The sequence below is a fragment of the Streptomyces sp. NPDC001606 genome, assembly GCF_053596835.1.
In genome coordinates, this window is record NZ_JBSFHC010000001.1 from 166,545 (window position 1) to 188,064 (window position 21,520).

Sequence of the window (21,520 nt, forward strand, 5' to 3'; positions counted from 1 at the left end):
CGCCTGCCGGTCGGCGGCCAGGGTGTCGGCCGCGTCGCTGCGGTCTCGTCAGGCGCTGTCGGCACCGCTTGCCGCGGTCGTGGGGACGGGCACGACGGTATCCGCGGGTGCGGGGCCCGTCGCGACTCGCTCGCCCTCGATGTCGAGGTCCGGCAGCAGCCGGTCCAGCCACTTCGGCAGCCACCAGCCGGCCCGGCCGACGAGCGCGAGGACGGCCGGGACGAGGGTCATACGGACCAGGAAGGCGTCGAGGAAGACGCCGACGGCGAGGGCGAAGGCGATCGGCTTGAGCATGCTGCTGCCGCCGGGGATGAAGCTCGCGAACACCGCGAACATGATCAGCGCGGCGGCGGTGACCACCCGGGAGGCGTGCCGCGAGCCGGCCAGGACGGCTTCACGGGGCTCGGCGCCGTGGACGTACGCCTCCCGCATGCGGCTGACCATGAACACCTCGTAGTCCATGGCGAGTCCGAACAGGACGGCCATCACGAGGATGGGCAGGATGCTGACCACCGGTCCGGTCTCGGCGACGCCGAGGAGGCCGGAGAGCCAGCCCCACTGGAAGACGGCGACGACGGCACCGAAGGTGGCGGCCACCGAGAGGAGGAACCCGAGGCTGGCCTTCAGCGGCACGATCACCGAGCGGAACACGATCAGCAACAGCAGCAGGGACAGGCCTACGACCACCAGCGTGAAGGGCAGGAGCGAGTTCGCGAGCCGGTCGGAGACGTCGATGTTCACGGCGGTCGTACCGGTGACGGAGATCTCGGCCCCCGTCCGGTGCCGCCAGCCGGGTGCCTCATCCCGGATGCGTTCGACCAGGTGCTTCGTCCGGTCGTCCGCGGGGCCGGTCTTCGGCACCACCTGGATGACGGCAGCATCCCCGTGCTGGACGGGCTGCGGGGCGCCCACCGTGGCGACGCCGTCGGTGGACCTGAGGTCGCGCTCGAGGGCGGCCGTGGCCTGCTGCGGGCTGTCGGCGTGGGAGGTGTCGGCGAGGACCAGGAGCGGGCCGTTGAAGCCGGGGCCGAACGCGGCGGAGACGGTGTCGTAGGCCTGCCGCTGGCCGCTGCCGGCCGGGGCGGAGCCGTTGTCGGGCAGGGCCAGTCGGAGGTCACGGGCGGGCAGGGCGATGGTCAGCAGGGCGATCAGCACGGCCGCGAGGGTGAGCAGCGGTCGGCGGACGGCGATCCTGCCCCAGCGTTCGCCCATCGACCGGCGAGCACCGTGCCCGGCGTCGTGGGCCGCCTGTTCGCGGCGGGCGGCGCGGGAGCCGGGCTTCGGCCGCAGCCGTTCCCCGGCGAAGCCCATGAGGGCGGGCAGGAGCGTGGTCGACACGGCCACCGCGATCAGTACGGCGCCGGCTCCGGCCAGGCCCATCACGGTCAGGAAGGGAATGCGGACGACGGCGAGCCCGCAGAGCGCGATGATCACCGTGAGGCCGGCGAAGACGACGGCGCTGCCCGCGGTGGCGGTGGCCCGGGCCGCCGACTCCTCGGTGTCCGTGCCCGTGGCGAGCTGCGAGCGGTGGCGGGACAGGATGAACAGGGCGTAGTCGATGCCGACGGCCAGCCCGAGCATCGACGCGAGGGAGGGTGCGGTGGCGGAGATGGTGAGGATGCCGGTCAGTGCGGACAGGCCCAGCAGGGTGATCGCGACGCCGGTGACCGCGGTCAGCAGGGGCATGCCTGCGGCGAACAGCGAGCCAAAGGTGATCGTGAGCACCACCACGGCGATGGCCAGGCCGATCAGTTCCTTGGTGTGGCCGGTGCTCTTGCTGCTGCCGTAGGCGGATCCGCCGACCTCGACGGTGAGCCCGGCGTCCTTCGCCGCCTTGGTCCTCTGTTCGAGCGCGCCGAGGCTGTCGTCGTGCAGGTCGGCCTTGCCGACCTGGTAGCGGACCTGGCCGAGCGCGGTCGTACGGTCCGGGGATATCAGCTTGTTCTGTACCGGGTCGGTGACGGCGACGACCTGCGGGGCCTTCTTCGCCTCCGCCATGGTGGCGCTGACGGCACCGGCGTACCGGGGCTCGGTGATCCGGTGGCCCTTCGGGGCGACGAACACGATCTGGGCGCTGGTGCCGGCCGCCGAGGGCAGCTCGCGTTTGAGGGTGTCCATCGCGGTCTGGGCCGGTGAGCCGGGCACGGTGAACTCGTCGTTGGTCTGCCCGCCGAACGTGATCACACAGGTGATCACCGCGGTCAGCACCAGAAGCCAGCCGGCGAGCACTGCCCGGCGATGCCGGAAGGCGCCGCGGCCCAGGCGGTAGAGCAGGGATGCCATGGAAAGGTGCTCCTTGGGGATCTTGTGGAAACGGGCGAGCGGCACGTCGGGAGTCAGGGGGACGGGCAGAGCGGGCGCGGGCGGGACCGGGGCGGTGACGGACCGGCAGGAAAAAGTGTCATGACTGACACGATACCTAAACTGTCAGGGATGACACTTTGCCGGGTCGCGCGTCGATCTTGGGTCAGACGGTCCGTGGCAGGATGAGCGCGTGAGCGAACACGGGACACAGGAGAAGGAGCTGGGACGGCGGGACCGCAAGAAGGCCGCCACGCGCAGGACGCTGCTCCAGACGGCGACCCGCATGTTCGCCGAGCGCGGCTACCACGAGACGACGGTCAAGGACATCGCCGCGGCCGCCGGAGTCACCGAGCGCACGTTCTTCCGCTACTTCCCCTCGAAGGAGGACCTCGTCTTCGCCGAGATCCTGGACTTCGTACCCCTCGTGCAGCGGGAGATCCGCCAACGGCCGGACGGCGAGCCGCCGATCACCGCCGTCCACCACAGCCTGCTCGCAGCCGCGGCCGGGCTCGACGGCGGTCTCGCCATCCTCTTCGTCGGCGCACCGCCCCGCACACTCGGGGGCCAGGGCCGGCCCACTCGCGTCCTGACGGACTTCGAGGACGGCATCGCCACGGCGCTCGCCGAGCGCTTCGCCGCGCACGACCCGCAGGAGCCGGCTCGCTCGCGCGCCCTGCGCGCGTCGGTGGTGGCCCGGGCCTGCGTCGCCGCCGTACGCAGCGCGCTGATCCTGTACACCCGTGGCGCGGAGGGCGGCGGCCCCGGCTCGCGCACGCTCGAGGAGTTCACCGCGCTGCTGGAAGAAGCCTTCGGGGTACTGCTGGCGCAGGGGGATACGGCGGACCGGCCCGCGTGAGTGCGGCCATGAGTGACGTCAGGAGCTGGGCCGGTGCCTGGCCGGGCACAGCGGTGCAGGTGCCCGGCCAGGTACGGGTTACAGGTACGGGCGGGTGATCAGCTCGATCGCGTGGCCGGCGGGGTCCTTGAAGTACACCCCGCGACCGCCGTGCTCGGTGTTGGTCTCGCCCGGGCGGCGCATCTGCGGGTCGGCCCAGTGCTCGATGCCGCCGTCACACAGTCGCCGGTAGGCCCGGTCGAACAGCTCGTCGTCGATCAGGAAGGCGTAGTGCTGCATCTGGATCTCCACCGGCGGCTCGGCGAACTGGAGCAGCACGCCGTCGGAGAGCTGGATGTTGGTGAACGGACCCCAGGACGGCGCTTCCGGGAGCTCCAGCAACTCGCGGAAGAAGCGAGCCGAAGCGTTGCGGTCCTTGGAGGCGATGATGGTGTGGTTGAACGTGACTGTCATGAGGATGGCCTCGCTGGTGTTCGACACGAAAAGAACGGACTCGTGGTGCACAAGCACTGGGAGGTCCGCGTGCCGAACTGGGGTGCCGTCTGCGCACCCGCTGTGCGATCAGCCCTCCACCGGGTAGCCGATCCGTGTGTGGCGTAGCGCCGGTCCGGTGTTCACGTCGAGGACCTTACGCGTTCTTCCACGTCTCCGGCAACTGGGCGCCGGTCGCTGCCCGTTGGCTCATGGCGCGGCCTTGAAGCCGCTCCCGCAACAAGGGCCTGCAAGCCACTAGAACACCGGCCGGATCTCCCCCACCTCGCGACCGCCGCCCAGCAGCGGCAGTCGGCCGACGCGGTCCAGTACCGGTGCTGTGACGCCGATGCGGCGCAGCGCGTGGGACACGACCGGGCCGAGGGCCCGGCCGCCGCCGTCCTCGATCTTCAGGGCCAGTGCCCGGCCGTCGGGCAGGGCGACGGCCTGGACCGCCTCCGCGCCCACCTTCGACAGCACCCCCGGTATCTCCCGCATCAGCCAGGTGTCGTGCCGCCGGGTGCCGGCCACGTGCTCGGGGTGGGCGCGCATCGCGTCGGCGACCCGCCCCTCGGGCGTGCCGGGGTCGGCCAGCACGAAGGCACGGTAGGCACGGGCGAGGCCGGTCAGGCTGATCGCCCACAGCGGCGCTCCGCAGCCGTCGGTGCCGACCGCGGCCGCCGTCTCGCCAGCCGCCTCCTCCAGCACCGTGCGGATCAGGCGCTGCACGGGATGGTCGGGGTCGAGGTAGGAGTCCAGCGGCCAGTTCCGCAGCGCGGCGGCCGCCAGCATGGCGGTGTGCTTGCCGGAGCAGTTCATCGCCACCGGGTCCCGGCGGCCGCCCGCCGCCAGGTAGGCCTCCTGTTCCTCCTGGTCGAGCGGAAGGGCGGGCGGGCACCGCAGTTGCTGCGGGCTCAGCCCGTGCTCCTGGAGCATCGTGCGGACCAGGTCGCGGTGGAAGGGCTCGCCGGAATGGCTGGCGGCGGCCAGGGCCAGTCGCGGGCCGGCGAGTTCGAGCCCGGCCCGCAGCACGCCCGCGGCCTGCATCGGCTTGTTGGCGGAGCGCGGGAAGAGGGGCGACGTGACATCGCCGAGTGCCAGCTCCACCGAGCCGTCGGCGGCGAGCAGCACCAGGCTCCCCCGGTGCCGGCCCTCCACGAACCCGGACCGGACGACTTCGGCGAGGACCGGAGGCGCGGCCGTGCCGTCGCCGGCGTCGGTCCCATGAGTGGCTGAAGCTCCGGCGGACTGGGGCATCGGCGTGACCTTCCGGAAGGGGGTCGGGCCGGTCACGGTACCGGGAGCGGCGCCCGGCGTCTGCTCCGCAACCGGTCACAACGGCGGACGAGACGAGCGGGCGGGGGGCCACGGTGACGGGTGGGTCGGCGCCGGGTGTCGGCGCCATATCGGTCTCGGCACGCGGCTGTCGGTGATGTGTCGGCCCCGGCCGACATGGTGGGCGACGGCTCGCTCCCTCGGAGCGGCCGTGACCGTCTCGTTCTTCCGGAGGGAGCCTTCCGTCATGCCGTCGTCCGCCTTCTCCACCCCGCCCTGGGATGTCCACCGGCTACCGCGTGCCGAGGGCCGCGTCTTTCTGGTCACCGGCGGCAACGCGGGCATCGGGTACTTCATCGCGGAACAGCTGTCCGCGACCGGCGCCACCGTCGTGCTGGGCAGCCGGGACCGGGGAAGAGCCGATGCCGCCGTCTCCTCGATCCGCTCGCGTGTGCCGGGCGCGCGGGTGCGGGCCGTACGGCTGGACCTCGCCGACCTTTCGTCGCTCCGCGCGACGGTGGGAGCCCTGGAGGCGGACCGTCTGGACGCGGTGGTGCACAACGCCGGCGTCGCGCTCGACGACCCGCCGCGCCGCGAGACCGGAGACGGTCATGAGCTCATGTTCGGCACGAACCATCTCGGGCACTTCGCGCTGACCGGCCGGCTGATGCCACTGCTGTCGGCCGCGCCGGCGGCACGCGTCGTGACCGTGGGCAGTTTCGCCGCGAAGTCCGAGCGGCTGGACCTGGACGATCTCCAGTCCCTGCGGGACTACCGGCCCAAACGCGCCTACGGGCGGTCCAAGCTGGCGCAGATGTACTTCGGGCTCGAACTCGACCGTCGCCTGCGTGCCCTCGGCAGCACGGTGGCAAGTGTCGTGGTCCATCCCGGCGGCGCCCTGGACTCCCTCACGCCGTCGCGGCCGCCGGTCCATGTACGGAGTTCCGGGGCGCGGTTGTGCGCGGCACCAGCCGCCCTCCTGGTGCAGGGCAAGGACGCCGGCGCCTGGCCCGCGGTCCGGGCGGTGCTCGACCCGGCCGTCCTCGGGGGGCAGTTGTGGGGACCACGCCGATTCGGCCTGCGCGGCGCGCCTCGCCGAGAAGCGGTGTGGAGTCATCTCACCGACACCGCCGTCGCGGCACGGTTGTGGGACGCCGGCCGCGAGCTGACCGGCGTCGCCCCCGATGTCCTGCATCGATAGATGCAGACCGGCGAGCCGGCGCTCGCCTGGTTCCCAGAGCCTGTCGAGTGCCGCCCCGCTACGGCGTCGTGCTCTGCCGGGTGTCGGGTGGCGTGGGCGTTTCGGACAGCTCCAGGACCGCCGCCGCCAGATGCGCGCGGAACCAGCGGTGGCCGGGATCGGCCGCGTTGCGGGGGTGCCAGGCCATGCCGAGGTCGAGGGGGGCCAGGTCGAGCGGGATCGGGAAGGTGCGCAGGCCGAGGGCGGTGAGGGTGCCGGGGAGCCAGTCGGCCAGGGTGAGGGCGACGAGGTCGGTGTCCCGGGCGAGCAGCATCGCGCTGGTGTGGCTGGGGACGACGACGGCGGTCCGGCGCCGCAGACCGAGGTGCGCGAGGGCGCTGTCGATGGGCCCGAGCCGCTTGCCGAGGCGGGAGATGCCGATGTGGTCGGCGGCGGCGAACCGGCGGGCGTCGATCCGACCGGTGAAGAGGGGGTGCCCGACGCGGGCCACTCCGACCAGCGGTGCCCGGATGAGCTGCCGGGTCCGGATCTCCGGGTCCAGGTGGTCGAGCACGCCCAGTTCGACGTCGACCAGGCCCTGCCGCAGGGCCGGTCCGCCCTCCACCGCTTCCGGCAGGAACACGACGTCGACCTGCGGGGCCTCGGTGTGGATCCGTTCCGTCAGGGTCGCAGCCAGTCCCACCAGCAGCAGCTCGGCCGCCTGCACGGTGAAGGTGCGCTGGAGGTGCGCGGCGTCGAAACCGGCGCCCGGACGCAGGACGTTGTCGCAGCCGCGCAGCAACGCGCTGACCTCGTCGCGGAGTTCGGCGGCTCGCGGGGTCGGGACCAGTCGCTGTCCGGCACGCACCAGCAGCGGGTCGCCGACGGCTCGGCGGAGCCGGGCCAGTGTCCGGCTGACCGCGGCCGGCGAGGTGCCGAGCCGCTCGGCGGCACGGGTCACGCTGTTCTCCTGGAGCAGCGCGTCCAGGACGCGCAGCAGGTTCAGGTCCAGCAAATCCCCTCCTGAGCTGTGCTTTTACGCGTACGGCAAGGATTGGCTGCCCATCTTTGCATTGTCGCCGCACGGGTGTCGCCGTGAGGGTGGAACCGTCCGCGCGGCCATCGCGCGTGACGTTCCGACGAACTCCATGAGGAGCCCTTCATGCAGCAGTCTCCGCGCGCCGGCCGGGAAGGTGACGTGCTGGCCGTGGTCAGCCAGAGCGGGCCCACGGTCTCGTTCTTCGACGCCGCCCACGACCGGCACCTCGGCTCGGTCGAGGTCCTCGCCGAGCCGCACGAGTTGTGCTTCGACCCGCAGCAGCGCCTGCTGTGGTGCACCTCGGCCTACCGCTCCGGCTACTACCACGCCAACAGCGGACGGCGGACGGAGGTGACGGTCATCGACCCGGATGCGCGCCGGATCGTCGAGGTGATCGATCTCGCCCCGGAACACGGTCCGCACGGTCTGGCCCTGGACCCGGCCCGGCACCGCCTCTACGTCAGCGTGGAGGGCTCGGCCGAGCGGCCCGGCGGAGTCGTGGTGATCGACACCCGGACCCGCCGGCCGGTGGGGCGGATCGACACCGGCGCGCCCGGGCCGCACTGGTTCGCCATCGATCCGGCGGGACGGCGGGGGTACGCCACCAACAAGGAGGCGCCGTTCGTGTCGGTGGTCGACCTCGAGCAGGGAGCCATGATCGCGAAGGTCGAGGTGCCGGGCAGTGAGGGGCTGGCCGTCTCGGCCGACGGCACGCAGGTGTTCGTCGCCGCGCCGTACGCCGGGTTCTCCGGCACGGACGAGGAGCGGCCGGCTCCGGGCATCCGGGTCATCGACACCCGGACGGCATCCGTGGTCGGCGTTCTGCCCACCCGCTCGGTGTGCCTACCGGTGCACCTGACGTCGACGGGACGGCTGCTCGCGGGCGAACTGCGCATGACGCCCGACCCGATGTACCGGCTGGGTCAGCACCTGCCGGGCCGGCTCACCGTGTTCGCGGCCGGGACGCACGAGCGGCTGGGCGAGGTCGAGGTCGGGCAGGGCCCGCTGACCATCGGCTCCTCACCGGACGGCCGGCTCGCCTACGTCGCCTGTGTCGCCTCGTCCACCGTCGACATCGTCGACCTGGACACGCTTCAAACGGTGTCCCGGCTGGACCTCGCCAAGCGCGGCGAGCCGGGCGCGCACGGTCTGGCGTACATCCCCCACAGCTGACCCCAGGATTCCCGGCCGGCTCAGGGGCGGCCGTCGGCCAGTGCACCCCTCAGCTCGGTCAGCGATTCCCGGAACAGCTCGGCGATGCCCCGCTCCTCCCCCACGGCGACCCAGCGCTGGAAGCCGACCTTGAAGACGCCCACGCCCGCCTCGGCGAGCAGGCTCGCGGTCGGTGCGGCGACACCCCGTTTGCGCAGGGTCTCGGTGAGCGCGGCCGACAGCGAGGCGAGCTTGATCAGCTCGCGCTCCTGGAGTTCCGCGTTCGCCGTGATCACTGCCTGCCGGCGGCGGGAGAACTCCCGCCGGTCGGCGAACACCTCGGCGACCGCGTCGAGGCCGGCCGCCAGGGCGTCGACCGGCGCCGCGGACTCCGGCGCGCCCTCGACCGCGCCGACCATCAGCGCCTCCAGCTCACCGGCACCGGAGAACAGCACCTCGCGTTTGTCGGCGTAGTGCCGGAAAAAGGTCCGTTCCGTGAGTCCGGCCCGTTTGGCGATCTCCGCCACGGTGGTCTGCTCGAACCCGCGCTCGGCGTACAGCTCCAGCGCCGCGTTCCCCAGCCGCTCGCGCGCGTTCGGCTCCCATCGTCCCATGCACATGATCCTACGCGATGACAGTCACTGACATCCGGGTGTAGTCTCGATGACAGTGACTGACATCGACAGTTTGGGGACCTTCCCATGCGCATCTTCGTGACCGGCGGCTCCGGCTGGATCGGATCCGCCGTCGTACCCGAACTCATCGAGGCGGGACACCAGGTCGTCGGGCTCGCCCGCTCCGACTCCTCCGCCGCCGCGCTCGTCGGGGCAGGGGCGGAGGTGGTCCGTGGCACCCTCGACGACCTCGAGGTGCTGCGGGACGCCGCGGCCGCCTCGGACGGGGTGATCCACCTCGCCTTCCAGCACGACATCGCCTTCTCCGGCGACTTCCGGGGTGCTGCCGAAGCCGATCGGCGTGCCGTCGACGTCTTCGGTGAGGTGCTCGCCGGCACCGGCCGGCCCTTCGTTCTCGCATCCGGGCTGGCCGGCTTCCCGCCCGGTCGGCCGGCCACCGAGCGGGACATGCCCGCGGTCGACGGGTCCCCGCTCTCGATCCGGGCGACGACCGCCCAGGAGGTGCTCCGGCTCGCCGGGCAGGGCGTCCGCTCGTCGGTGGTGCGGCTCTCGGCGACCTGCCACGGCGACGGGGACAACGGCTTCATGGCGACCCTGGTCGGCATCGCCCGCGCCAAGGGCCTCTCAGGCTATGTCGGCGACGGCTCCAACCACTGGCCTGCCGTCCATCGCCTGGACGCCGGGCGGCTGTTCCGCCTGGCCGTCGAGAAGGCGCCCGCCGGCTCCGTGCTGCACGGCGTGGCGGAGGAGGGCGTCGCCCTGCGGGACGTGGCCGAGGTGATCGGCCGGCACCTCGGGGTGCCGGTCGCCTCGGTGGCTCCCGAGGCCGCGGCCGAGCACTTCGGCTGGCTGGCGGGGTTCGTGGGTCTCGACATCCAGGCGTCGAGCACGCTGACCCGCGAACTCCTCGGCTGGGAACCGGTGCAGCCCGGCCTGTTCGCCGACCTCGACAAGGGGCACTACTTCCACACGTCCGCCTGAGCGGCCCGCGGCCGGCCGGTCACCGCCGGCCGGCCGGTGTCATCGCTCGAAGCGCGAGGAACCGAGGTTCACCAGGTGTCCGACCATGGTGATCCTGACACCCTCGGCAGTGGAGCGGGCCTCGGTGAAGCCCGTGTTCTCCGGGAGCAGGACCCGCCAGCCGGCGGCGGGCCGCTCGGCGCCGGGCGCGGTCAGGGACAGCTCATTGCCCTGGGCGAGCAGGGTGCCCGTGCCGTTCACCTGCTGTCCGCCGATGGTGCCCGTGACCTTGAGCCGGGCGGCCTGGCCGGCGGAACCCGGGGCCTGCGACACATGCAGCGGCCCGCCGGCCAGCCGGGTCAGGACGCCGGACAGTTCCTCGTACGACAGGGTCAGCGAGCCGGTGGCGAGGTCCGCCTCGGCGCTGCGCGCGGTCAACGAGGTCACCCGCACATGGCGCAGGTCGAGAACCAGCTCCTTGACGTGCAGGTAGCCGCCCTGCGCATTGGTCGTGGTGTCGATGAGGAACTGCCCTGCCGTCAGCCTGACATGGTCGAAGTCCTGGCTGAAGGCCTGGGTCAGGAAGGGGAAGCCCTCGATGGAGACGTCCATGTGGCCGTCGGTGGTGTTGGCATAGCCGTACTTCTGCTCGGCCAGCCGGGCGACCTCCTTGTTCGCATAGTGCAAGGAGACCCGGTCGGCGATCGTGAAGAGGACGGCCAGCACGACGAGCGTGATCACCAGAACCTTGACCCACCGGCGTTTCATACCCGTCCCCCACGGTGCCTCGACGATCCCTCCCGCGCGTGTGGGGGGCCACCGATCACTCACGACCGGCGACTCGGACAATAGCCGGGCTGACGTGTTCCAGTCACACCCGGGGCAGCCGGTAAGGCCGTAGGGGCCTGACAACCTGCTGGCCGCCCAGTGCGGCTCAGCGCAGGCCGAGGCAGGGCAGCCAGCTGCGTGGGGCGCCGTGGGCTGCGGTGAGCAGGGCGCAGACGGGGCCGGGCGCCCCGCCGAGCAGGCCCATCGTCTCCGCGCCGAGCGCCTCCACCTCGGGCAGGCGGTCCGTCAGCCGGTCGAGCAGCCGGGCCTTCAGTACGGCCGCGGCGGGCAGGCCGGCGTGGCGGTCGAAGGCGTCGGCCACCATCAGCACGCCCGCGGCTCCGTGGCACAGGGCCAGGACGTCGGCCGGGCGGTCGCCGAAGAGGTGGAAGTCCTCGTCGTACCGTTCGGCGAGCGTGGTGAAGGCCTCGCCGGCCCAGGCGGCGGTCCGTCCGTCGCCCGTCGCGTCCGCCGCGTCCCACAGCGCCCAGGACACGCCGGGGGTGCCGTAGCACCAGGCCTGGCGGGCGCGTGGTCCGGCGGGTGGCGGTCCGTCGAGGCCGGCGCCGTCCCAGCTGCGGATCGCGCGGGCGTCGTCGAAGGACTGCCGGACCAGCCATCGGGTGGCGCGGTGCAGGGCGCGGGTCAGGGCGGGACGCGGGCCGATGCGGCGGACCGCGGTGGTGAGCGCCGCGGTGACTCCGGCGGCGCCGTGCCCCATGCCGGTGTTGACCCGTCCGTCCAGCCAGTCCAGGTACGGGTGGCCGGCATAGCCCGCCGTGCGCAGCCGCGGCAGGTCGTCGGCGTCGCAGAGCGCGGTCAAGTGATCTGTGAAAGGGGCGAGTTCGGCCGGTGCCGGGCGGGTGTCCGCACACAGCGCGAGCAGGGTGCCGGAGGGTCCGACGATCAGGTCGTAGTCCGGGAACATGACCCGCTCGCGCCGTCGGCCGCGTTCTGTCTCGGTGCGCACCAGGTGGTCACGGAGCCGGTCGGCGACCGGACGCAGGCCCGGGTGCACCCGGGCGCCGTGGCGCAGGCCGACCAGGGTTCCGGCGAGGCCGCCGTCGTACAGGCCTGGGTGTCCGGGACCGCGGCCGGCGGTGCGGGCCCATACCGCGACGGCGCGTGCCGCGGCGCGTTCGACTTCCGGCGCGCCGGTCGCGTGCGCGAGCGCGGCGAGGACGGGAACGCCCGGGTCACTGGGGTGTTCGGCGGCCGTGGTGCCTTCGCACGACCGGGCGGACCACCGGTCGAGGAGCCGGGCCGCGAGGGCGGTGACGGCCGTGCGGGTGGCTTCGGCGCGCTCGGCGGGGTCGGTGTGCTGCGGCACGGTGTCTCCTCGGGGCGGACGGGCCGGCGCCCCGCCCGGGGGGGGGATGGACAGTGCCGGGCGGGGCGCCGGTGGTGGTGCCTCAGGCCGCCGGGGGTGGTGACACGACGGCCTGAGGGGTTCTCTCAGTTCACCCGGCGGGTGGTCAGCAGATGACGCCGCTACAGATGACGACCGTGTCGCAGACGATGACGGTGCAGACACCGCTGCATCCCGAGCTGTTCGCCTCGGCGGCCGGCAGGGTGCTCTCGGTGATGCGCGCGTCCAAGTCGCCGATCAGGGCGTCGAGGTCGGTGAGTGCCATGGTGTCGGGCATGGTGGTCCTCCTTCAGATGCGGTGCTGGGTGGGGTCCGCCCCGCCGGCCCGTCCACTGGGGGCGAGCGCGCCGGGGACGTCACGGGTGCCGCGCAGTGCGGCGGCGGCGAGGGCCGCGAGCTCCTCGGCGCCCTGGTCGTACGGGAGTCGGAGCTGGAGCTGGGCGGCGACGGCGGCGCCGCCGTGCAGCGGGTCGCGCAGCGACAGGCCGCCGGGCGCGGGGAGCATCTCCTCGAACAGCAGGTCCGTGCCGGGCTGTTGCGCGCAGATCCGCTCCAGCAGGGGTACGGCAGTCAGCGCCGCCAGGTCGACGGGCACCGGCTTCGCCTGGGGCAGGGCCCGTACGAACGCGTACCGGGGCAGCCCGGCGGCGCCGCGCAACAGGGCGAGGGCGCGCACCTTGGCCAGGTCGCTGTCGCCGGGCCGCGCCAGCCGGGTCCGGGGCACGCGCCAGACGGCTGGGCTGACGACCAGGCTTCCGCCGACGGTGAGCCGGGGCAGCCGCTCCGCGCCGGGGAACGCCTCGGCCAGGCCGTCCAGGCGGATCACGCGCGAGCCCGCGGGATGGCCGGCGGACAGCAGCAGTCTGGCCAGGACGTCGTACGGGGGCAGCGGGGTGCGGGTGGCGTGGTGGACCGGGAGGAGGCGGCACCCGTCGGCCTCGGCGACGATGGTCCGGCCCTCCCGGCGCAGGGTGATGCGGTCCAGCGGGAGATAGCGGGCCGTCAGCCCGGCCGGTCCCTGGTAGGGCGCAGGGTCCGGGTCGCCCGTCCACCAACGGGTGAGGGCCGGCCGGCGTACGGCGTTGGCGGCGCGCTCGGCCAGCGGGGGCACCAGCAGCTCGACGAAGCGCGCCCCGGAGAGACGTTCCACGGCCGCGAGGAAGGCCCGGTAGCCGTGCAGGTTGGCGTAGCCGCCGTACAGGGTCTGGAGCGCACCGGCGAACCGGGCGTCCAGTACGCCCGCCGGCGAGGCGGTCTCCAGCACCGCGAGCGGTCCGGGGTCCGGGAGCGGGCGCAGCAGGCAGTCCAGGGGCCAGGCCGGCAGTGCGGTGGCCGCCGGCGGTGCCCCGAGCGCGTCCAGCAGGGCGTCGTCCAGGTCCACCTGTTCGGCGCCGGCCCGGGCGGACAGGTGGGCGAGCAGCCTGGCGTATCCGGAGCCGGAGGTCTCGGCGGGGTGCCAGCCGGTGTACCGGCGCGGGGTCTGCGGCGGGGGCGGCGGGCCGGGGCCGTCGGTCAGGTGGCGGGCGAGGATCTCGCCGAGCGGACACGGCCGTTCGCCGAGGTGGACCAGGTCCGCGGGCAGCCGTGCCGCGTCCGGCGCGGCGAGCCGGTCGGCTTCGCGCAGCCAGGCCACCCGCGCGGCGGTCCCGAGGCAGCGCTGCACCTCGCGGGCGGCTGCTCCGGGGACGGCGGCGGCGAGGGCGCGGTAGGAATCGGTGAACCAGGCTGCGGGTGCGGGCGGCTGTTGTGCCTGCGGTGGCACGGGCGCGGACACGGCCGGTTCGGCCGAGCGTTCCGGGGCCGGTGCCGGTGCCGGGGTGGCTGCGGCAGGCTTGCCGGCGCTCGGCTCCGGCGGGGGGACGGCACAGGGCGTGTGGCGGGGGGCTGTGGCCGGGTCCGGGAGGGGGCGGGGCAGGATGCCCAGGGTGCGGGCCTGCTCGGCGGCGAGCCACTCCGTGGCGCGGCGGCGCGGGGCCGCGCAGACCTGGAGGACGCCGAGTTCGAGCAGGTGGGCGAGGAAGCCGCGGAGCACCGCGGGGCCGGAGGCCGTCGCCCGGATCGCGGCCGTGCCCAGCAGGGCGGCCTCGATGTCGCCCAACGGCCGTGGCCCGTCCGCCAGCAGGGCCAGGACGCCCTCCAGGGGGCGGGTGCGGCGCAGGACGACCTCCCGCATCCGGCCGCGTTCGCGCGGGTCGATGACCCAGCAGCGCAGCACGCCGCTGCCGGTTCCGGTGCCGGCCGGCTCGAGGACGTGCAGCGGTGCCGGGGCGAGCAGGGTGGCCGGGTCGGCGGCCCGCAGGTCGAGGGCGGCCAGCCGGGCGCGGGTCAGATGGACGTTCTCCACGGCTTCGGCGGCCACCGCGCCGAGGGCGGTGCCGGGCGGCAGGAGGCGGGGCGGGCCGGACGGTTCGGTGTCGTCCGGCGCGGTGACCGGCAGTTGGCCCACCTGGCCCGCCCAGCCGCGCGGGGTGGTCTTCGCCGCGGCCCGGCCGACGGCCCGCCACAGGTACGCCCCGCGCTTGCGCAGCCGTTTCCCGCTCCAGGATTCGCCCTCGGCCAGCCGCCGGGCCACATCCGCGGCGGCCCCGGGGTCGGCCTCGTCGAGGAAGGCGCGCATCACCGGGGACGAGCACACCAGGAACCAGCCCAGCGCCGCCACGCGCGTACGTTCGGCCGCGACCGTGCGCTCCAGCTCGCGCAGGCCGGCGGCCGCGGTCTCCGCCGCGCGGGACAGCCGTACGGCCTCCCCGGCGAGGTCCCGGGCGGCGGGCAGCCGGTGCAGCAGCCGGCAGTCGGCCGGGCCCGGCGCGGCGCCGGAGTGCAGCCGGCGCCGCAGGGCCAGCACGGCGCGGCGGTCGGCGGGTGCCAGCCCGGGGTGCGGTACGACGGTGCGGCCCAGCCGGTCGGCCAGGGCGCGGGCCTGGGCTGCCCGCTGTTCCTCGCGCCGGGCGTGCTCGGCGGCCTGCGCGAACAGCTCCGGGTTGCCCGCGGCGGCCCATGCGTCCAGGGGCATGCCGGCCACGCGCAGCAGTGCGGTGCCGCCCAGTACCGGGTCGGTGTGCACGTCAGCACCTCCCGTCGTCGGCGAGGGCGTGGGTGAGCAGGCTCTGCCGGGCCAGGGACAGCCGCCCCCGGTTCCAGTGGAAGACGACGTGGTGCGCGGCGGCGCGGCGCGGGCCGATCAGCGCGTCACCGGACTCGAAATAGCCGGTGCGCCACCGTTCGGCGGCTTGGCGCACGGCGGCCGTGTGCGCTTCGAGCGCGGCCCGCCGCTCGGGCGGCGCGGCGGCGAGCAGGCCCCGGTGCCCGGCCTGCCAGGCGGCGCGGATGCCGGTGGCGGCCCGGCGGGTGTCGGCGTCCTGGTGGGGGCCGAGTCTGCGCCCGGTGTCGTCGCGTACCGCCTCCCAGACCCCGCGGTGCTCCCAGCCGACGATGCCCAGTCCGGCCAGGAGTTCGCCGAGGAGCAGCAGGGAGAGCCGCCAGTCCGCGAGGGGCTGCGGGTGGCCGTCGGCGTCGCCCGTGGCGGTGTGGTGGTCGAGCCAGGCGAAGGAGTCGGCCGTGAACAGCTCGTGCACATGGCGCATCGACGCCGGGCCGCCGAAGAGATAGGTCTCCGGCTCGTACCGGACGCGCAGCGGGGGGCTCAGCTGCCCGTCCAGGTCCTGGAAGCGGCGGGTCAGTTCCTTGTGCAGTTCCTCGTCGTCGGGGCGGGCTGCCTCGAAGCGGAGCCGTAGTCCCGGGGGTTTGTGCATGAAGAAGAAGGAGCGCGCGGTGCCGCGGGCGATCAGCTCGCGGGCCGTGTCGGCGATGGCGCGGTAGGTGCGGTGCCAGGCGGCCGGGCCGGGGGTGAGGTTGAGCTGTGTCCAGCCGGTCTCGGGCAGGTCGTGGCGGAGCGCGGTCAGACCGGCGGTCAGAAAGGTGTGGCGGGCTGCCTGGTAGGCGGGGTCCGAGGCGTCGACCGGCACCGTGCCCAGGGGGAGGTCGCGGGCGTCCCGGAGACAGTCGGCCAATAAGCGTTCGACCTCCAGCATTTTCTGCCTCCTCACGAGGTCCGCTGTTTCTCCTCACCATCGGAATTCCGCACTTACTCCCACCCGAAAAACGGAAGAGAAATCTTCATATTTTGAACAGGGTTACGCCCGGTGCATCCGTGCCGTGCCGTGCGCTCGTGGCGCACCCCGTCTTACGGAGTCATGACGTGCGAGCCGGGTCCGGTGGCCGGGCCGCCGTGCCCGTCTAGCGTGGCCGTATGCGTGTACTGGTCACCGGCGGTGCCGGGTTCATCGGGTCCCATGTCGTCGAGGCGCTGCGGGACGGCGGGCACGATCCGGTCGTGTACGACAGCGCCGCGGATCCGTCGGCCGATGTCCGCAACCCGGTCTCCGTCGCCCGGGCGCTGGCCGGGGTGGACGCGGTCTGCCACCAGGCGGCGATGGTCGGGCTCGGCAACGGGGTCGCCGACGCGGCCGAGTACGTCTCGCGCAACGACCTGGGCACGGCCGTGCTGGTCGCCGCCATGGCGGAGGCGGGGGTACGGCGTCTGGTGCTGGCCGGTTCGATGGTCGTCTACGGGGAGGGGCGGTACACCTGCCCCCGGCACGGGGTCGTACGGCCCGGCCCGCGCGAGGCCGCCGACCTGGCCGCGGGGCGGTTCGAGCCCGGGTGCCCGAGCTGCGGCGCCGACCTCTCCCCCGGCCTGGTCGGGGAGGACACCCCGGCCGATCCGCGGAACGTGTACGCGGCGACCAAGCTCGCCCAGGAGCATCTGGCCGCCACCTGGGCCCGCTGCACGGGCGGTTCGGCGGTGTCGCTGCGCTACCACAACGTGTACGGGCCGCGGATGCCGCGGGACACCCCCTACGCGGGGGTGGCCTCGTTCTTCCGCTCGGCGCTCGCCCGGGGCGAGGCGCCGCGGGTGTTCGAGGACGGGCGACAGCGGCGCGACTTCGTGCATGTGCGGGACGTGGCCGCGGCCAATGTGGCGGCCCTGGAGGCGCAGGCCGCGCCGGGCGCCCTCGCCGTGTACAACACCGGCAGCGGTGAGCCGCACACCGTCGGCGAGATGGCCCGGGCGCTGGCCGTCGCGTACGGCGGTCCGCAGCCGGTGGTGACCGGTGAGTACCGGCTCGGGGACGTCCGGCACATCACGGCGGACTCCTCCCGGCTGCGCACCGAACTGGGCTGGCGGCCACAGGTCGGATTCGCCGAGGGCATGCGGGAGTTCGCGCGGGCCGCGCTGCGGGACGGGTAGCCGCGTCGAGGCTCAGGGCGCGGCCGGCAGGATCACCTCGAAGCGGCAGCCGCCGGGGATGTTGCGGACACTGGCCCGCCCCTGGTGGGCCTCGACGATGCCGCGCACGATGGCCAGGCCCAGCCCCGCGCCGGCCGGCGGGGTGCGGGCGTCGGTGCCGCGCCAGCCGGTGTCGAAGACGCGGGGCAGGTCCTCCTCGGGGATGCCGCCGCAGCCGTCGGTGACGGACAGCACCACGCCCTCGCCGGTGCGCTCGGCGGCGACCGCGACGGTGCCGTCGGGCGGGGTGCGGCGGATGGCGTTGACGAGCAGGTTGCCGAGGACGCGGCTCATCTCCTTGCCGTCCACCTCCACCGGCACCTGGGCGACACGGTCGCCCACCAGCCGTACCCCGTGTTCCCGGGCGAGCGGGTCGGCGCCCGCCAGCGCGTCGCCGACCAGGTCGTACAGGGAGATCCGGGTGGGGCTGAGCGGGAGGGTGCCGGCGTGGATGCGGGAGAGTTCGAAGAGATCGCCGACCATGTCGTTGAGCCGCTCCACCTCGGTGCGGATCTGCCGGAGGTAGCGGTCGGGGTCGGCGGCCACCCCGTCCTCCAGCGCCTCCGACATGGCGCGCAGTCCGGCGAGCGGGGTGCGCAGGTCGTGGGAGATCCAGGCGACCAGCTCGCGCCGGGAGGTCTCCAGGGCCCGTTCCCGCTCCCGGGACTCGGCGAGCCGGGCGCTGGTGGCGGCCAACTGGCGACTGAGCGCCTCGAGTTCCGCGGTGGCCGGGCCATCGGGCGCAGCGAAGGCGCCGCCGTCGCCGAACGAGCGGGCGGCGTCGGCGAGTTCACGGCTGCGGGCCACCACCCAGCGGCCCAGCAGCAGCGCGGTCGCCAGGGAGACCACGGCCGCCATGGCGACGACGGTGGTGACGACGGTCAGGTCGTGCGGGGAGAGGAACATCGCCCACGCGACGGCGAGCGTGCCGGCGAGCATCGCGACGATGCCGACCGCCGCGACGACGGTGACGGAGGCGGTGAGCGAGCGGCGCCGGATCAGCCGCAGCACGGCCGCCCCGGTCAGTCCCGCGGCGGCGGCGCCGGCGAAGGCGTACAGGGCGATGAGGAGCGTGTCTCGCATGGTCAGGCCTCCGCCGCCGGGCCGGACTCGAAGCGGTAGCCCACGCCCCAGACGGTCTGGATGAGCCGGGGCCGGGCCGGGTCGTCCTCGATCTTGCCGCGCAGCCGGCGGACATGCACCGTGACGGTGGACAGGTCGCCGAAGTCCCAGCCCCAGACCTCGCGCATCAGGTCCTCCCGGCTGTAGGCCTGCCCCGGGTGCCGCAGGAAGAAGGCGAGCAGGTCGAACTCGCGGAGGGTGAGGGCGAGTTCGGTGCCGTTCTTGGTGGCCCTGCGGGCGCCGGGGTCGACCGAGAGTCCGGCCGCGGCGAGCCTCCGGCCGGCGGGCGCGGGGCGGCTGCGGCGCAGCACGGACTCCACGCGCAGGACGAGTTCGCGGGGGCTGAAGGGCTTGGTGACGTAGTCGTCGGCGCCGACCTCCAGGCCCAGGATGCGGTCGTCCTCGTCGCCCCGGGCGGTGAGCATGATGACCGGCACGGGTCCGCGGTCGCGCATCCGACGGCACACCTCCAGGCCGTCCATGCCGGGCAGCATCAGGTCCAGCACCACGAGGTCGGGCCGGTGTGCGGCGGCGCGGGTCAGGGCCGTCGGGCCGTCGTCGGCGCGGTCGACGGCGTACCCGGCGCGGTGCAGGTATCCGGTGACGACCTCGGAGACGGTCGGGTCGTCGTCGACGACCAGGATCCGGGCCGCGCCGTCGGCGGTGTCGGCCCCGTCGGGGGCGTACGGCTGTTGCATGTCTCCAGCCTCGCACCGGGTGCGCCGGGCTGCGGGGGCGGTGGGTGCGGCGTCCGCGTTTCGTAAGGTGCGTGCGTCCGGTATGTCCGGTTCCTGTTCGTAGGGTGACACCGTGACGACGACTTCTTCCGACGTCGACGTGGTGCTGCCCTGCCTGGACGAGGCGGAGGCCCTGCCCTGGGTGCTCGCCCGGATCCCGGCCGGCTGGCGCGCCATCGTCGTCGACAACGGTTCCACCGACGGTTCGGCCGGGATCGCCCGGGCGCTCGGCGCGACGGTGGTGCACGAGCCCCGGCGCGGCTTCGGCGCCGCGTGCCATGCCGGCCTCACCGCGGCCACCGGCGACTTCGTGTGCTTCTGCGACTGTGACGCCTCGCTCGACCCGGCGCTGCTGGAGCCCTTCGTGCGGGAGGTGCGGGAGGGCGGGGCCGACCTGGTGCTCGGCAGACGGCGGCCGAGCGGCCGGGGCGCCTGGCCGGCGCACGCCCGGGCCGGCAACCTGGCGCTGGCCCGGATGCTGCGCCGCCGCACGGGGCTGCGGCTGCACGACCTCGGGCCGCTGCGCGCCGCCCGCCGTGAGCCGCTGCTCGCCCTCGGCCTCACGGACCGGCGCAGCGGTTATCCGCTGCAAATGGTGGTGCGTGCGGCCGACGCCGGCTGGCGGGTCACCGAACACGACGTGCCCTATCTGCCGCGCACCGGCGCCTCCAAGGTGACGGGTACCTGGCGCGGCACCTGGCAGGCGGTGCGGGACATGCGCCGGGTGCTGGCCGAGGCCCCGGCCGACGGGAGGGCCGTACGGTGACCACGCTGCTCGTCATCGCCAAGGAGCCGCGCCCCGGACGGGTCAAGACCCGGCTCACCCCGCCGTTCAGCCCCGAGGAGGCGGCACAGCTCGCCCGGGCGGCGCTCATGGACACCCTGCACGCCGTGGCCTCCGCGCCCGCGACCCGGCGGGTGCTGGTCCTGGACGGCGCCCCGGGGCCGTGGCTGCCGCCCGGTTTCGAGGTGCTGCCGCAGTGCCCGGGCGGGCTGGACGCGCGGCTGGCGGACGCCTTCGCCCACTGCACCGGCCCTGCGTTGCTGATCGGGATGGACACCCCGCAGGTCACGCCGGAGCTGCTCAGCGTGGACTTCGCCGGCTGCGACGCGTATTTCGGTCCGGCGGAGGACGGCGGCTTCTGGGCGCTGGGCCTGGCCGCGCCGGAGCCGGCGCTGCTGCGGGGGGTGCCCATGTCCTCGCCGGTGACCGGGGCCGTACAGCGGGAGCGGCTGGTCGGGGCCGGGCTGCGGGTGCGGGATCTGCCCCGGCTGCGGGACGTCGACACCGCCGCGGACGCGCGGGCGGTCGCCGCGCTCGCCCCGCACGGCCGGTTCGCCGCGCGGCTGGCCCGCTGCACCCCGGTCACGCCGCGATGAGCGCCCCTGTCGCCTGGGCGGCCGCCGATCCGTACGCCGCCGCGCTGCGCACCGGCCGGGGGCCGCTGTTCCTGCGCCGCGCCGACGGCTGGCTGCTGCCGCTGGAGGTGGAGCGCTGGTGCGCCCGGGCGGATGCGGTGGACCTGGGGGTGCTGGACCGCTGCGAGGGCGCGGTCCTCGACGTCGGCTGCGGTCCGGGCCGGCTGGTGGCGGAACTCGCCGCCCGGGGCCGTACCGTGCTCGGCATCGACGTCAGCGACGCCGCCGTGGAGCACACCGAGCGGCTCGGCGGCCCGGCCCTGTGCCGGTCGGTCTTCGAGCCACTGCCCGGCACGGGCCGCTGGGACACCGTGCTGCTCATGGACGGCAACATCGGTATCGGCGGCAGCCCGGCCGCCCTCCTCGAGCGGGTGGCCGGGCTGCTGCGGCCGGGCGGGCTGCTGATCGCCGAGACGGTGCCGGTGGACGTCGACGAGCGCACCCAGGTGCAGGTGGTCGACGCCGTCGGCGGCGCGCGCGGCACCGGTACGCCCTTTCCCTGGGCCCGCGTCGGCACCCCGGCCCTGCTGCGGCACGCGCGCAGGGCCGGCTGGCGGCCGGTGGCTCAGTGGGACGCCGGCGGCCGCTGCTTCGCCGCCCTGCGCACCCGCAGGACGAGCAGCAGCGCCGAACCGGCGAAGAGTACGGCGGTGATCAGCAGCCAGCGCGCCAGGAAGCCGTCCGGGGAGAGTCCGGTGGCCAGCCGGTAGCGGCGGTCCACCATCCCCGCGATCAGCGGGAACCAGACGAGGAGCAGCAGGCCGGACAGCGCGGCCGGCACCCGCACATAGGGGGTCCAGTCGCGCCGCCCGGCCGCTTCGAGCGCGCCCACGGCCGTCCGGTCCGCCAGCGCGTACAGCGGCAGCAGCACCAGGTCGTGCAG

Annotated in this window: 20 protein-coding genes; 8 read left to right on the forward strand and 12 right to left on the reverse strand. The window is 74.3% G+C overall.

The genetic code is table 11. The annotated features are described in order from the left end of the window. Nucleotides 1–48 precede the first annotated feature (48 nt). Nucleotides 49–2,283, reverse strand: a complete 2,235-nt coding sequence (locus ACWCV9_RS00850; protein ID WP_450783448.1) for an MMPL family transporter — start codon at nucleotides 2,281–2,283, stop codon at nucleotides 49–51. 211 nt (nucleotides 2,284–2,494) lie between these two features. Here ACWCV9_RS00850 and ACWCV9_RS00855 point away from each other — a divergent pair, with 211 nt between their 5' ends. Continuing rightward, nucleotides 2,495–3,160, forward strand: a complete 666-nt coding sequence (locus ACWCV9_RS00855; RefSeq protein ID WP_450783449.1) for a TetR family transcriptional regulator — start codon at nucleotides 2,495–2,497, stop codon at nucleotides 3,158–3,160. Nucleotides 3,161–3,238: 78 nt separating this feature from the next. Here the strand turns inward: ACWCV9_RS00855 and ACWCV9_RS00860 are convergent, their stop codons facing one another. Together ACWCV9_RS00860 and ACWCV9_RS00865 are read right to left on the reverse strand one after the other, a co-directional pair. After that, entirely contained in the window at nucleotides 3,239–3,613 is a 375-nt protein-coding gene (locus tag ACWCV9_RS00860) for a VOC family protein (RefSeq protein ID WP_450784215.1), read from the reverse strand. Nucleotides 3,614–3,889: 276 nt separating this feature from the next. Beyond that, a complete protein-coding gene (locus ACWCV9_RS00865; RefSeq protein WP_450783451.1) occupies nucleotides 3,890–4,888 on the reverse strand; it encodes an asparaginase in 999 nt (332 codons plus the stop codon). A 265-nt stretch (nucleotides 4,889–5,153) separates the two neighbouring features. Between ACWCV9_RS00865 and ACWCV9_RS00870 the strand changes: the two genes are divergently transcribed. Next, nucleotides 5,154–6,107, forward strand: a complete 954-nt coding sequence (locus tag ACWCV9_RS00870; RefSeq protein WP_450783452.1) for an SDR family NAD(P)-dependent oxidoreductase — start codon at nucleotides 5,154–5,156, stop codon at nucleotides 6,105–6,107. Nucleotides 6,108–6,165: 58 nt separating this feature from the next. Here the strand turns inward: ACWCV9_RS00870 and ACWCV9_RS00875 are convergent, their stop codons facing one another. Next, nucleotides 6,166–7,098, reverse strand: a complete 933-nt coding sequence (locus ACWCV9_RS00875) for a LysR family transcriptional regulator (protein WP_450784216.1) — start codon at nucleotides 7,096–7,098, stop codon at nucleotides 6,166–6,168. A gap of 150 nt (nucleotides 7,099–7,248) precedes the next feature. Between ACWCV9_RS00875 and ACWCV9_RS00880 the strand changes: the two genes are divergently transcribed. Continuing rightward, the gene (locus ACWCV9_RS00880; RefSeq protein ID WP_450783453.1) at nucleotides 7,249–8,298 is read left to right on the forward strand and encodes a YncE family protein; all 1,050 of its coding nucleotides are present in this window, start codon (nucleotides 7,249–7,251) and stop codon (nucleotides 8,296–8,298) included. 20 nt (nucleotides 8,299–8,318) lie between these two features. Here the strand turns inward: ACWCV9_RS00880 and ACWCV9_RS00885 are convergent, their stop codons facing one another. Next, nucleotides 8,319–8,891 (reverse strand): TetR family transcriptional regulator, encoded by a 573-nt coding sequence (locus ACWCV9_RS00885; RefSeq protein WP_450783454.1) that lies wholly within the window; start codon nucleotides 8,889–8,891, stop codon nucleotides 8,319–8,321. A gap of 87 nt (nucleotides 8,892–8,978) precedes the next feature. On the opposite strand from ACWCV9_RS00885, the gene ACWCV9_RS00890 reads away from it, so the two are divergent. Then, complete coding sequence (locus ACWCV9_RS00890) at nucleotides 8,979–9,893, forward strand: SDR family oxidoreductase (RefSeq protein ID WP_450783455.1); 915 nt, start codon at nucleotides 8,979–8,981, stop codon at nucleotides 9,891–9,893. Between the two features lie 39 nt (nucleotides 9,894–9,932). Here the strand turns inward: ACWCV9_RS00890 and ACWCV9_RS00895 are convergent, their stop codons facing one another. The 5 genes from ACWCV9_RS00895 to ACWCV9_RS00915 form a co-directional block, all read right to left on the reverse strand. Continuing rightward, nucleotides 9,933–10,640: an LmeA family phospholipid-binding protein gene (locus ACWCV9_RS00895; protein ID WP_450783456.1), complete on the reverse strand. Its 708-nt coding sequence runs from the start codon at nucleotides 10,638–10,640 to the stop codon at nucleotides 9,933–9,935. A gap of 166 nt (nucleotides 10,641–10,806) precedes the next feature. Beyond that, nucleotides 10,807–12,030, reverse strand: a complete 1,224-nt coding sequence (locus ACWCV9_RS00900) for a lanthionine synthetase LanC family protein (RefSeq protein WP_450783457.1) — start codon at nucleotides 12,028–12,030, stop codon at nucleotides 10,807–10,809. 145 nt (nucleotides 12,031–12,175) lie between these two features. Continuing rightward, a complete protein-coding gene (locus ACWCV9_RS00905; RefSeq protein ID WP_385842712.1) occupies nucleotides 12,176–12,346 on the reverse strand; it encodes a hypothetical protein in 171 nt (56 codons plus the stop codon). A gap of 12 nt (nucleotides 12,347–12,358) precedes the next feature. Beyond that, entirely contained in the window at nucleotides 12,359–15,133 is a 2,775-nt protein-coding gene (locus ACWCV9_RS00910) for a lantibiotic dehydratase (RefSeq protein WP_450783459.1), read from the reverse strand. 1 nt (nucleotide 15,134) lies between these two features. Beyond that, a complete protein-coding gene (locus ACWCV9_RS00915) occupies nucleotides 15,135–16,100 on the reverse strand; it encodes a thiopeptide-type bacteriocin biosynthesis protein (RefSeq protein ID WP_450783461.1) in 966 nt (321 codons plus the stop codon). A gap of 218 nt (nucleotides 16,101–16,318) precedes the next feature. Here ACWCV9_RS00915 and ACWCV9_RS00920 point away from each other — a divergent pair, with 218 nt between their 5' ends. Beyond that, complete coding sequence (locus ACWCV9_RS00920; RefSeq protein ID WP_450783462.1) at nucleotides 16,319–17,320, forward strand: NAD-dependent epimerase/dehydratase family protein; 1,002 nt, start codon at nucleotides 16,319–16,321, stop codon at nucleotides 17,318–17,320. A gap of 12 nt (nucleotides 17,321–17,332) precedes the next feature. Here the strand turns inward: ACWCV9_RS00920 and ACWCV9_RS00925 are convergent, their stop codons facing one another. Both ACWCV9_RS00925 and ACWCV9_RS00930 read right to left on the reverse strand, forming a co-directional pair. Continuing rightward, on the reverse strand, nucleotides 17,333–18,442 hold the full coding sequence (locus ACWCV9_RS00925; RefSeq protein ID WP_450783464.1) for a sensor histidine kinase: 1,110 nt from the start codon (nucleotides 18,440–18,442) through the stop codon (nucleotides 17,333–17,335). Between the two features lie 2 nt (nucleotides 18,443–18,444). Beyond that, nucleotides 18,445–19,179 (reverse strand): response regulator transcription factor, encoded by a 735-nt coding sequence (locus ACWCV9_RS00930; RefSeq protein ID WP_450783466.1) that lies wholly within the window; start codon nucleotides 19,177–19,179, stop codon nucleotides 18,445–18,447. Between the two features lie 112 nt (nucleotides 19,180–19,291). Between ACWCV9_RS00930 and ACWCV9_RS00935 the strand changes: the two genes are divergently transcribed. From ACWCV9_RS00935 to ACWCV9_RS00945, 3 genes are read left to right on the forward strand one after another with little or no spacing between them, the layout of a single operon-like run. Then, nucleotides 19,292–19,984, forward strand: a complete 693-nt coding sequence (locus ACWCV9_RS00935) for a glycosyltransferase family 2 protein (protein WP_450783467.1) — start codon at nucleotides 19,292–19,294, stop codon at nucleotides 19,982–19,984. Beyond that, on the forward strand, nucleotides 19,981–20,598 hold the full coding sequence (locus ACWCV9_RS00940; RefSeq protein ID WP_450783469.1) for a TIGR04282 family arsenosugar biosynthesis glycosyltransferase: 618 nt from the start codon (nucleotides 19,981–19,983) through the stop codon (nucleotides 20,596–20,598). Before ACWCV9_RS00935 ends, ACWCV9_RS00940 begins: the two co-directional genes overlap by 4 nt. Further along, nucleotides 20,595–21,347: a class I SAM-dependent methyltransferase gene (locus ACWCV9_RS00945; RefSeq protein WP_450783470.1), complete on the forward strand. Its 753-nt coding sequence runs from the start codon at nucleotides 20,595–20,597 to the stop codon at nucleotides 21,345–21,347. Before ACWCV9_RS00940 ends, ACWCV9_RS00945 begins: the two co-directional genes overlap by 4 nt. Nucleotides 21,348–21,520: the final 173 nt, after the last annotated feature.